General features: G+C 70.1%; 13 protein-coding genes. 8 read left to right on the plus strand and 5 right to left on the minus strand.

Translation table 11 applies throughout. The features are described from left to right. Positions 1 to 327 precede the first annotated feature (327 nt). Positions 328 to 1,002: a PEP-CTERM sorting domain-containing protein gene (locus tag AC30N0_RS02870; protein WP_489516426.1), complete on the plus strand. Its 675-nt coding sequence runs from the start codon at positions 328 to 330 to the stop codon at positions 1,000 to 1,002. Here AC30N0_RS02870 and AC30N0_RS02875 read toward each other — a convergent pair. The 3 genes from AC30N0_RS02875 to AC30N0_RS02885 all read right to left on the minus strand — a co-directional run bounded on the left by AC30N0_RS02875 (position 992) and on the right by AC30N0_RS02885 (position 3,236). Further along, the gene (locus AC30N0_RS02875; RefSeq protein ID WP_489516427.1) at positions 992 to 1,249 is read right to left on the minus strand and encodes a hypothetical protein; all 258 of its coding nucleotides are present in this window, start codon (positions 1,247 to 1,249) and stop codon (positions 992 to 994) included. The two genes, AC30N0_RS02870 and AC30N0_RS02875, sit on opposite strands and share 11 nt — an antisense overlap. Before the next feature lie 128 nt (positions 1,250 to 1,377). Continuing rightward, positions 1,378 to 2,001, minus strand: coding sequence for a PEP-CTERM sorting domain-containing protein (locus tag AC30N0_RS02880; RefSeq protein WP_489516428.1), 624 nt, complete (start codon positions 1,999 to 2,001; stop codon positions 1,378 to 1,380). Positions 2,002 to 2,195: 194 nt separating this feature from the next. After that, entirely contained in the window at positions 2,196 to 3,236 is a 1,041-nt protein-coding gene (locus AC30N0_RS02885; RefSeq protein WP_489516429.1) for a MerR family transcriptional regulator, read from the minus strand. A gap of 168 nt (positions 3,237 to 3,404) precedes the next feature. Here AC30N0_RS02885 and AC30N0_RS02890 point away from each other — a divergent pair, with 168 nt between their 5' ends. Both AC30N0_RS02890 and AC30N0_RS02895 read left to right on the plus strand, forming a co-directional pair. Continuing rightward, positions 3,405 to 3,707, plus strand: coding sequence for a high-potential iron-sulfur protein (locus AC30N0_RS02890; protein WP_489516430.1), 303 nt, complete (start codon positions 3,405 to 3,407; stop codon positions 3,705 to 3,707). Between the two features lie 2 nt (positions 3,708 to 3,709). After that, a complete protein-coding gene (locus AC30N0_RS02895; protein WP_489516431.1) occupies positions 3,710 to 4,618 on the plus strand; it encodes a hypothetical protein in 909 nt (302 codons plus the stop codon). Positions 4,619 to 4,622: 4 nt separating this feature from the next. Here the strand turns inward: AC30N0_RS02895 and AC30N0_RS02900 are convergent, their stop codons facing one another. Beyond that, complete coding sequence (locus tag AC30N0_RS02900) at positions 4,623 to 5,069, minus strand: Rid family detoxifying hydrolase (protein WP_489516432.1); 447 nt, start codon at positions 5,067 to 5,069, stop codon at positions 4,623 to 4,625. Between the two features lie 102 nt (positions 5,070 to 5,171). Beyond that, a complete protein-coding gene (locus AC30N0_RS02905; RefSeq protein ID WP_489516433.1) occupies positions 5,172 to 5,906 on the minus strand; it encodes a hypothetical protein in 735 nt (244 codons plus the stop codon). A gap of 197 nt (positions 5,907 to 6,103) precedes the next feature. Between AC30N0_RS02905 and AC30N0_RS02910 the strand changes: the two genes are divergently transcribed. The 5 genes from AC30N0_RS02910 to AC30N0_RS02930 all read left to right on the plus strand — a co-directional run. Further along, positions 6,104 to 7,102, plus strand: coding sequence for a substrate-binding domain-containing protein (locus AC30N0_RS02910; protein WP_489516434.1), 999 nt, complete (start codon positions 6,104 to 6,106; stop codon positions 7,100 to 7,102). Between the two features lie 41 nt (positions 7,103 to 7,143). Further along, positions 7,144 to 8,154, plus strand: a complete 1,011-nt coding sequence (locus AC30N0_RS02915) for an ABC transporter substrate-binding protein (RefSeq protein WP_489516435.1) — start codon at positions 7,144 to 7,146, stop codon at positions 8,152 to 8,154. Further along, entirely contained in the window at positions 8,151 to 8,963 is an 813-nt protein-coding gene (locus tag AC30N0_RS02920; protein ID WP_489516438.1) for an ABC transporter permease, read from the plus strand. Before AC30N0_RS02915 ends, AC30N0_RS02920 begins: the two co-directional genes overlap by 4 nt. A 4-nt stretch (positions 8,964 to 8,967) precedes the next feature. Next, positions 8,968 to 9,768, plus strand: a complete 801-nt coding sequence (locus AC30N0_RS02925; RefSeq protein WP_489516436.1) for an ABC transporter permease — start codon at positions 8,968 to 8,970, stop codon at positions 9,766 to 9,768. Continuing rightward, the coding region (locus tag AC30N0_RS02930; RefSeq protein ID WP_489516437.1) for an ATP-binding cassette domain-containing protein at positions 9,769 to 10,129 on the plus strand (361 nt) is incomplete at its 3' end.

Genomic DNA, 10,129 nt, shown 5'->3' on the forward strand with positions numbered 1-10,129 from the left:
CCGCGTCCTCGAGCTCGACCCGCTCATCAAGGCCGACGAGGCGAGCCGCTCGGTGGCCGATCTCGCCAGCCTCGAGCGCTGGCGGGTGATGAAGCCGGACGCCGCCGCCGAGCAGCTCTACTCGCCGATCACGATCATGCCGCGCGTCGACTAGCGCGCGAGCGGCGTGTCGCCGCCTCGCACGAGGACGCACGATGCCATCCGAGGTCGCTCGATCCCCGCCTGTCGGGTTGCCCCGCGCGACCCCGGGCTCGGGGGGTTAGGCCGGGGCTGGGGCTCTCCCTAGAGTCACGCCCATCGTGCGAAAGCGCCTTCCGTGACTCCCCCATGACCCCGAACCGCCTCGCCTCCTTCCTCGTGACCGGCCTCCTGGCGGCGGCCAGCCCGGCCGGCGCGGCCGAGGTCCTCTTCACCGGCTTCGCGCACGGCTCCGAGACGGTCCAGTACTCGCTCGGCGGCAGCAACACGGCACGGGCCGGCTCGGCCTCGGCAGGCGGCTTCGCCACCGTGCTGAACGGCGGCCCCACCTTCGTGAGCTACTGCGTCGACCTGTACCAGACCATCTCCTTCGGCGCCCTCTACACCGACTACACCGGCCCGGGCACCACGCACGCCTTCAACAACGGTGATGCCTTCGCCGACCTGAGCCGGCTCTACGCACGCGCCGGCGTGGTGGCGAACTCGGTGGCCGAAGCGGCATTCCAGATCGCCGTCTGGGAGATCGCCTACGAGAAGACCTCGAACGGCTACGCCCTGGCCGGCGGCGACGCCGTCTTTTCCGGTGGCACCGCCGCGACCTCGGGTGCGCTCACCCTGGCGAGCACCTGGCTGGGCTCGCTCGGCGGTGCCGGCCCGGAGGTGCAGGTGCTCGAAAGCGGGCGTCAGCAGGACGTGATCTTCGCCCCCGTTCCCGAGCCCGAGACCTACGCGCTGTTCCTGGCGGGGCTCGGGGCGATCGGCTTCATGTCGCGCCGGCAAGCCCAGCGACGCGTCAGCGCCTGAAGAGGCTGTCGAACAGCTCGCCCGGGATCGAGTCGGTCTCGTCGCTGACCTCGACGCCGTTCAGCAGGTCCCAGCTCGAGCCGCGCCAGTCGGGCACCGCCGCCGGCCGCAGGATCTTCGCCGGGCCCTCCGGCTCGGCGGGGGCTTCGGGAACGGTGGGGTCGAGGTCGACTTCCTGGACGGCGTCGGCCGCTGCAGTTCGCGGACGAACCTCGGAAGCTCCGGGACCACGCTTGACGATCGACATTCGCGGCATCTTATCGCCGCTTGCGGCGACAGACCGTTTCAGGAAGATACGGCTCGGGGCCCATCGCGGCGGCAAAAACAAGAACGCCCGGCCGGCCGTTGCCGGCCGCCGGGCGCATCGATCAGGAGCTAGACGCGCTTCTGCTTCCGGCGACGGGCCATGAAGCCGATGGCTCCGAGGCCCGCCATCATGAGCGCATAGGTTTCCGGCTCGGGGATCGGAGCCACCTCGCCGATACGCACTTGCTTCACATCGACGGCGAGCTGCGCTTGCGTCAGGTTGTTCAACGTTCCCGTGTAGGTCGTGAACGACAGGAAAGTGTTCACGCCAGTCGCGGTGAAGAAGTTGTTTCCGTTGCCGCCAAGCGCGAAGACGCCATCGGGCCCCGAAGCATCGAAGAACCTCACGAAGCCATCGGCGCTCGCATCGATGTTCAGAATGGCGGTCTTGATGGAGCTGCCCACCAACTCGATCTTCAGGTTAGAGAACGCACCGTCCCCGGCGCTCAGCGTGGCTTGCCCGCCGGAATAGGTCAGCGACGCCTCGCCGACCGAGGAAAGTCGCACCAGCTGGGATTGATCCTGGTTGAGACACCCGAACACCGGGTTACCGCTGTTTGCACCCAGAGCGCAAGCGTTGGCGAGGACGTTGTCGTCGTTTTGAGGCGTGTTGCCCGGAACCACGGTCAGTGCGTTCGCCACGGCGAACGCTCCCGACAGCACGGTGGCGGTCAGAGCAGATTTCAGTTTCATGAGTTCAATTCCTAATGGATGGCTGTTCGGTCGCCCCTGAGAACGGACAAGCGAGGCGCGATCGAGCGCAAGGCCTGGATCCAGAGCAAGGACCGGAACGGCACCTTAACCCCTTGGCCAAGCACTGAACCCCCCGCAGGTACGGGGCAGACGCGTGCTTTACTTCACACAACCCATCGCACGCGGCCCTCACTTCATGGCAGTACCAGGCCCTCGTGCATCGCCACCCGCTCGAGCGCGGCTTCGAAGAGCGAGCGTGCCGCACCGCTGACCTGACCCAGATAGGCATGGAGGGAGGCATCGGCCGCGTCGAGTCCTTCGCACTGGCCGCTGTAGGCCTCGAAGTGGGACAGTTTCATGACGATCTCGGCGAGGTGACGCGGACACTCGCAGGCGATGGTCGACGAGAGGCCGGCGAGGTCGGCGAGGGTCGCGTCGTCGTAGCGGCGCGGTGCAGGCACTGGGGTGGAAAGCGGCAGCACTCGGGGAACGCTGGCCGCTGCTTTGGCGCTCGACCGATCGGGTGCGGCCGCGACGAGGCTGCCCAGACACCCGGCCAGACGCACGTCGTCCGCCGGCTCCAGCAGGAGCGAAACGCCTGCGGCGGCGAACGCATCCGCCACGGGTGTCGCGGCGAAGGAATGAACAACGACGAGCCGGCGAGCGTGGACATGGCGTGCCGCCGCCAGGACCTTCGGCAGCAGCGACGCCTGCAGGCCGCTGGCGAAGACGATCAGCGCGTCGTGCCGGGCGGCGGCCGGGTGCGAACGGACATCGCCGATCCGCGCGAAGGACGCCGTGACCCGGACGATGCGCTCGAGGCGCAGCTGGATGCCGGGCCGCTGCAGGCGTTCCCGGGCGCCGACGCCGACGGCCACGACCGTGCATGCCGAAACACGGCCTCGCTTCGATGCCCGGGCCGAGGCCGGGCTCAACGCCGCCGCGTGCGTCGCCGCGACCTCGCGCAGTCCCTCGATGCCGAGCCGGGCGATCGAGCCGATGGGATGGCCGAGGGCGGTCAGCTGCCGCACCAGGGCCAGGCGCTGGACATCGGCCGCCGAGTACAGGCGGTGCCCGCTGGCGGTGGTGGCCGGGGCGGCGACCCGGTGCCGCCGCTCCCAGATGCGCAAGGTCGCCATGGGCATGCGCAGCATGCGGGCGACCGCACCGCTGCGGTAGCGTGTCGGGCCCGGCTCCACCGGCGGGAGGTCGGTGCGGGATCCGGTTTTCTTCATCGCAAGCGTTCGTGAGTCGGGAACGAGTCGGATTATCGGCTTCACTCGGAGCGGGCATTGCGGGCCCCGCAGGACGACGCCCGCCGAGTCGCCTATCGTCCGCGAGCGCAGGCGGGGCTTCCCCCGCTGCGGCGGGACGACGGTTTCGCGCCACCACGAGGAGCAACGATGAACGAGAGACGGACCTTTCTGATGGCGCTCGCCGGCGCGGGCACGCTGATGCACGGCGCCGTGCGGGCGCAGGCAACGAAAGTCGACGAGAAGGAGCCGCAGGCCGTCGCCCTCGGGTACGTCGACGACGCCGCCAAGGCCGCAGCGCGCAAGCAGCCGAAGTACGCCCCCGGCCAAATCTGCGCCAACTGCGCGCTCTACCAGGCCAAGGGCACCGAGGCCCTGGGGCCCTGCGCCCTCTTCGCCGGCCGGCCCGTGGCCGCCAAGGGCTGGTGCACGGCGTGGGCCAAGAAGGCGTGAGCGTGACGCCTGCGCGCGGGCCTTCGCGACGAAGCGTTCTCGTCGCCGGCCTGGCCCTGCCGGTGCCCTGGCTCGCGGGATGCGCCACGCCGTTGCCGCTGGCGGAGCCTGCCGTGACCACGACCGGCAGCGGCGGCGCCGAGCTGCTCCGGCTCAGCGCCGAAGCGCACGGCCTCGCCGCCTACGGCAAGCTGCGCGACATCAACGTTCGCTACGCCGGCGAATGGCGCCCGCTGATCGACCGCATTCAGCCGATCGTCGTCGACAGCGCCTTTCGCGGCGCGTCGGAGGAGCGTCTGATGCCGGCCGCGGGCATGGTCGCGCAGGCCTATACCGGCAGCGCCGGCCGCAAGCACGTCGTCTGGCGGCGCCCGCCCGGCGCGCCGGCAGCGCGCGGCGACGTGGCCGTCTGGTTCAACGGCCAGCCCAGCTCGGATGCGCAGGTGCTCGATGCGGCGGCGCTCGTCGCCGAAGGCTACGGGCTGTTCCTGCTCGGCCCGCTCTGGCTCACCGGCCGCGGCCACGCAAGCCGCCGCGCCGGCACCGAGCGCGTCGACGGTCGCACGTGCGAGGTCGTCGACGTCTGGCTGCGGCCCGGCCTCGGACGCACCGAGCTCGACCGCGTGTCCCTGTGCATCGACGCGTCCGGGCTGATGCGGCGCGTCCGCTTCACCCTGGAAGGCTTCGGCGGCACGCGCGGCGCCGTCGCGCAGGTCGACACCTTCGAGCACGAGCGCCGCTTCGGCGTCGTCTGGCCGATGCGCTCGTACGAGGAAGTCGTGCACCCGCTGCGCCTGCCGGCGCACGACTGGCGGATCACCGGGCTCGACGTCAACCGGGGCTACGAGCCGTCGTCCTTGATGGGGCCCGAGTTCGGCGGATTGGCAGCGCCAGCGGCAGCCGCCGTCTGATCGGCTACCGGGTGGCGACGACGGCGATCTCGATGCGCACGTCGCGCGGCAGGCGGGCGACCTCGACCGTCGCGCGGGCGGGCGGGTTGGTCTTGAAGAACTCGCCGTAGACGGCGTTCATCCGCGCGAATTCGTTCAGGTCCTTCATGAACACGTTGGACATGACGACGTTGTCGTGGGTCATGCCCTGGGCGCGAAGGACCTCGCCGATGTAGCCGAGCACCAGGCGGGTCTGCTCCTCGATCGTCGCTCCTTCGACCGCGTTGCCGGCCTTGTTGAGCGGGATCACGCCCGAGAGGTAATACGTGTTGCCCGACTGGACCATCTGCGAATACGGCCCGATCGCGGGATAGACGTTCGCCGACGTGTGGATCGTCTTGCCGCTCGTCGCGCAGCCGGAGAGCGCCAGGGCCAGCACGGTGGCGACGATTCGGGGTCGAGCGAGGGTCATGGTCGGTTCCGGTTGTTGTGTCCCGAGGCCATTCTCGGCACGCGCATCGAACCGGCATCGGCGCTTGTCCTACTGCGGCACGGCGATGCACGCCGGCACGGCTCAGCGATCGCCGACCAGCCGCGTCGGGTCGGCCGCAGCGACCCGCTGAAATGAAAACGCGTGTGTCCGGCCCGCGAGCGTGACTTCGAGACGGATGAGGTCGTCGTCGCCGAGCCGGGCGCTGCAGCAGTCCTTGAGGAGGACGTGCACGGTCGCCGACCCGCCGGCGCGGACCGTGCGCGATTCGAGGATCGCGCCCGACACGGCCGCGTCGCCCGCCCCGCCGTGCTCGAACTGGCGCATCGCCTCGTCGCCGGCCGCAGCGACGGCGACCCCGCCGGCCAGGCCCGTGAGCGGTGTCTGCACGAAGAGCGAGCCTCCGCCGGCGCTGATGCCGCCGCGCCAGCCGGTGGAGACGCCCCACAGCGCCGCCACCGCGGCCAAGGTGCCCACCGCGACATGCACGGCCTCACGCCGCACCGACGCGGCATGCAGCTCGGCGGCGCGCTCGGCGCGGGTGTACAGCGGCACCGGGCGGTCGCGGAAGAAGGCGCGAACGTCGTCTCGCGCCACGACGATCGGCACGGCCGACCCGTTCGTCACGCGAAGCACGAAGGCGGGGCGCTCGGCACCTTGTCGAGGAAACGCCGGATAGGCGACGACGACGATGCCGTCGTCGACGAGCGACCGCACGCCGACGCCCGCGACGATGCTCATCGACGCCGATGCGCCGGTTTGGCGCGGCTGGAAGCTGACCGGTGTCGTCGCGCAGCCGGTGGCGAGGAATGCAGCCACGAAAAGCGCGGCCGCCCGATTCGTTTCCGCTGGCCCCTTCATGCCTCCGACTCCGGGTTGTTCCGACGTGACACGGATCGCCCAAGTGTCACATTAGGGGCTCGATGTAATCCATTACATATGCAGCGCGAGATGTGGTGTTCTCCCCGTTCGGGCGCCAGCGGCGCCGCGGCGCCGGCACGCTTTCCTTTCGAGCCATGAGCATCCAGCGCGTGGCGCGGGAGGCGGGGGTCTCGGTGGCGACCGTGTCGCGCGCCTTCAACCGGCCTTCGACGGTGCGCGAGGAGACCCGCAGGCGCGTCGCGCTCGCCGCGCGCCGCGTCGACTACCGGCCCAACGCCAGCGCCCGCACGCTGCGCACGCAGAAGAGCCGTGTCCTGGGCGTCGTCCTGCCGACGCTGCTGAACCCGGTGTTCGCCGAATGCCTGCAGGGGATCGCCGCCGCGGCGGCCGCAGGCGGCTACTCGATCGTGCCGATGACCACCGAGTACCGCCTCGACGACGAGCTGCAGGCAGTGACCGCCCTGCGCGCCGCCGGTGTCGACGGGGTCGTCCTCGTCGTGTCGAACCCGGCGACGTCGGTCGCCCTGCGGCAGCTGCAGGCCGACGGTCTGCGCTACGTGCTGGCCTACAACCGGCACGACAGCCACCCCTGCGTTGCCGTGGACGGCATCGCCGCCCTCGCCGAGGCCGTCGCCCGCCTGGCCTCTCTGGGCCATCGGCGCATCGCGATGGTGAGCGGCCAGCGCGCGGCGAGCGACCGGGCGCAACTTCGCTACCGCGGCTTCCTGCGCGGCATGGCCACGGCCGGGCTGACCCCGCTCCCGTTGATCGAAGTGCCCTTCATCGAAGCGGCCGTCGAGCAGATCGCCGCCGCACTGCGCAAGCCCCGTCGCGCCACCGCCCTGCTCTGCTCCAACGACCTGCTCGCCATTCGCGCGATGCGCGCGGCGCATCTCTCGGGACTGCAGGTGCCGGCCCATCTGAGCGTCGTGGGCTTCGACGGCATCGCCCTCGGCGAAGACCTGACTCCCGCACTCGCCACCATCACCCAGCCGAACCACGACATCGGCCGACGCAGCGTCGATCTGCTGATCGCCGCACTCGCAGAGAACAAGCCCCTAGACGCGCGCGGCAGCGTGCTGCTGCCGCACGGCTATCGCACCGGCGAGTCGTGCGCTGCCGCGCCGCATTGATCACTCCGAAGACCACCCGACACCCACCCAGGAGACATGCCATGTCACGCTCCCTTCTCTGTTTCCTTCGAGCCGGCACCGCCGCGCTCGGCCTGACTGCCGCTAGCGCGTTCGCGCAGACGGCCATCTGCTACAACTGCCCGACCGAATGGGCCGACTGGGGCACGCAGCTGCGCGCCATCAAGGCGAAGACCGGCATCACAATCCCGCCCGACAACAAAAACTCGGGCCAGTCGCTGGCACAGCTCGTCGCCGAGAAGGCGAGCCCGGTGGCCGACGTCACCTACCTCGGCGTCACCTTCGCCATCCAGGCCCAGAAGGAAGGCGTCGTCGCACCCTACAAGCCGGCCGCCTGGAACGACATCCCCGACGGCCTGAAGGACCCGCAGGGCCACTGGTTCACCATCCATTCCGGCACCCTCGGCTTCATGGTCAACGTGGATGCGCTCAAGGGCAAGCCGATCCCGAAGTCGTGGGCCGACCTGCTCAAGCCCGAGTACAAGGGCCTGATCGGCTACCTCGATCCGTCGTCGGCGTTCGTCGGCTACGTCGGCGCGGTGGCGGTGAACCAGGCGCGCGGCGGCACGCTCACCGACTTCGGCCCCGGCATCGAGTACTTCAAGCAGCTCATGAAGAACGAGCCGATCGTGCCGAAGCAGACTTCCTACGCGCGCGTGCTCTCCGGCGAGATCGCGATCCTGCTCGACTACGACTTCAACGCCTACCGTGCCAAGCACAAGGACGGCGCCAACGTCGCCTTCGTGATCCCCGCCGAAGGCACCCTGGTCGTCCCGTACGTGATGAGCCTCGTGGCCAAGGCACCGCATGCCGACAGCGCGAAGAAGGCACTCGACTTCGTGCTGTCGGACGAGGGCCAGTCGATCTGGGCCAACGCCTTCCTGCGGCCGGTGCGTGCCAGCGCCATGTCGAAGGACGTGCAGGCGAAGTTCCTGCCGGCTGCCGAGTACGCCCGCGCCAAGTCGGTCGACTACGCGCAGATGGCCGAAGCGCAGCGGGCGTTTTCCGACCGCTACCTGAAGGAAGTGCGCTGAGCTTCGGCACGCCGCGCTGGCTGCTCGCCGCCTGCGCGGCGCCGGCGTTCGCCTTCTTCGCGGCCTTCTGGCTGCTGCCGGTGGCGCGGCTGGTCGCCCTGCCGGCGGAAAAGGGCTGGGCGACCTACTTCGTCGTGCTCACCGACCCGCGCTACCTGCAGAGCATGGTCAACACGCTGCTTCTTTCGCTCGGCGTCACCGCTGCGACGCTCGTGCTCGGCGGCGCCGTCGGCATCTACCTGGCGCGGCGCCGCTTCGCCGGCCGCCGCGTCCTCCTGTCGTTGCTGACGCTGCCGCTCTCCTTCCCCGGCGTCATCGTCGGCTTCTTCGTCATCCTGCTCGGCGGGCGGCAGGGCCTGGTGCCCAACCTCGGTGCCAGCATCGGCCTGAGCGGGTTGACGTTCGCCTACGGGCTGCTCGGCCTCTTCCTGGCCTACCTGTACTTCTCGCTGCCGCGTGCCATCGCCACCTACACCGCCGCCGCCGAGGCCATGGACATGCAGCTCGAGGAGGCAGCTCGTGCGCTCGGCGCAGGCCGCCTGCGCATCACGCGCGACGTCTGGCTGCCGCAGCTCGCCCCGACCAGCGTCGCCACGGGCGCGATCCTGTTCGCCACGGCGATGGGCGCCTTCGGGACGGCGTTCACGCTGGCGAGCAAGTACGAGGTCGTCCCGATCACCATCTACAACGAGTTCACCAACTACGCCAACTTCGCCCTGGCGGCCTCGCTCTCCATTGCCCTCGGGCTGGTGACGTGGGCGGTGCTGTTCCTGGCCCGGGTCTCGGTCGGCGAAGCCCGTTCGGCCTGAGATCATGCAGACCGCCGCCACCGCTCGCGCGCCGCTGCTCTTCGTCGTCACGCTCGCGGTCAGCGTCTTCATGCTGGCGCCGATCCTGCTGTCCGTGCTGGCGGGGCTCGTCAACAACTACAGCACCGGCCTGAAGAGCGGCCTGACGCTGCGCTGGCTGGCCCAGGTGTGGGAGGTCTACGGCGACACCGTCGCGGCGTCGCTGCTGATCGGGGTCGCCTGCGTCGCGGCGACGCTCGTGCTCGGCGTGCCCTGCGCCTACATGCTGGCGCGCAGCCGCTCCCGCGCAGCGCGCGCCTTCGAGGAGGTGCTGACCTTGCCCGTCGCCGTGCCGGGGCTGGCGACGGCTCTGGCGCTCATCCTCGTCTACGGGCAGATGGCATCGTTCCGGCAGAGCTTCGGCTTCATCCTCGTCGGCCACATCGTCTTCACGCTGCCGTTCATGGTGCGCACGGTCGGCGCCGCGTTCCAGCGCAGCGAGCTGGTGGCGCTCGAGGAAGCCGCGCGCACGCTCGGGGCGAGCTTTCGCCAGCGCTTCCTCGGCGTGCTCGTGCCGGCGGTTTTCCCGGCGATCGTCGCCGGCTGCCTGATGGTCTTCACCCTCTCGATCGGCGAGTTCAACCTGACCTGGATGCTGCACACGCCGCTGACGCGGACGCTGCCGGTCGGCCTGGCCGACAGCTATGCATCGATGCGGATCGAAGTGGGCTCGGCCTACACGCTGGTCTTCCTCGCCGTCATCCTGCCCGTCATGTGGGTGTTGCAGGCGGTCGCGGCGACGCTGCAGAAACGCTACGGAACCTGAATGGACCTGGAACGCACCCGCATCGAGATCGTCGACTGTGCCAAGACGTATGCCGACGGCACCCGCGGCCTCAAGCCGACGACGCTGACGGTGGAGCCCGGCGAGGTCATAGCGCTGCTCGGCCCGTCGGGGTGCGGCAAGACGACGCTGCTGCGGCTGCTCGCCGGTCTCGAGGCGGCCGACCCCGGCAGCCGGATCCTGTTCGGCGGCCAGGACGTGACGGCACGGCCGGTGGAGAAGCGCGGCGTCGGCATGGTGTTCCAGAGCTATGCCCTGTTCCCGCAGATGACGGTGTCGGCCAACATCGGCTACGGCCTGCTGGTGCGCGGCGTCGGCGACGCCGAGCGGCGTCGCGCCGTGG

The sequence above is a fragment of the Rhizobacter sp. genome, assembly GCF_031412495.1.
Taxonomy (GTDB): domain Bacteria; phylum Pseudomonadota; class Gammaproteobacteria; order Burkholderiales; family Burkholderiaceae_C; genus Schlegelella_A.

Excerpts from the sequence above, each read along its gene's own strand:
- AC30N0_RS02870 (WP_489516426.1), top strand. The coding sequence starts at position 328 with ATGACCCCGAACCGCCTCGCCTCCTTCCTCGTGACCGGCCTCCTGGCG.
- AC30N0_RS02875 (WP_489516427.1), bottom strand. The coding sequence starts at position 1,249 with ATGTCGATCGTCAAGCGTGGTCCCGGAGCTTCCGAGGTTCGTCCGCGA.
- AC30N0_RS02880 (WP_489516428.1), bottom strand. The coding sequence starts at position 2,001 with ATGAAACTGAAATCTGCTCTGACCGCCACCGTGCTGTCGGGAGCGTTC.
- AC30N0_RS02885 (WP_489516429.1), bottom strand. The coding sequence starts at position 3,236 with ATGAAGAAAACCGGATCCCGCACCGACCTCCCGCCGGTGGAGCCGGGC.
- AC30N0_RS02890 (WP_489516430.1), top strand. The coding sequence starts at position 3,405 with ATGAACGAGAGACGGACCTTTCTGATGGCGCTCGCCGGCGCGGGCACG.
- AC30N0_RS02900 (WP_489516432.1), bottom strand. The coding sequence starts at position 5,069 with ATGACCCTCGCTCGACCCCGAATCGTCGCCACCGTGCTGGCCCTGGCG.
- AC30N0_RS02910 (WP_489516434.1), top strand. The coding sequence starts at position 6,104 with ATGAGCATCCAGCGCGTGGCGCGGGAGGCGGGGGTCTCGGTGGCGACC.
- AC30N0_RS02915 (WP_489516435.1), top strand. The coding sequence starts at position 7,144 with ATGTCACGCTCCCTTCTCTGTTTCCTTCGAGCCGGCACCGCCGCGCTC.
- AC30N0_RS02925 (WP_489516436.1), top strand. The coding sequence starts at position 8,968 with ATGCAGACCGCCGCCACCGCTCGCGCGCCGCTGCTCTTCGTCGTCACG.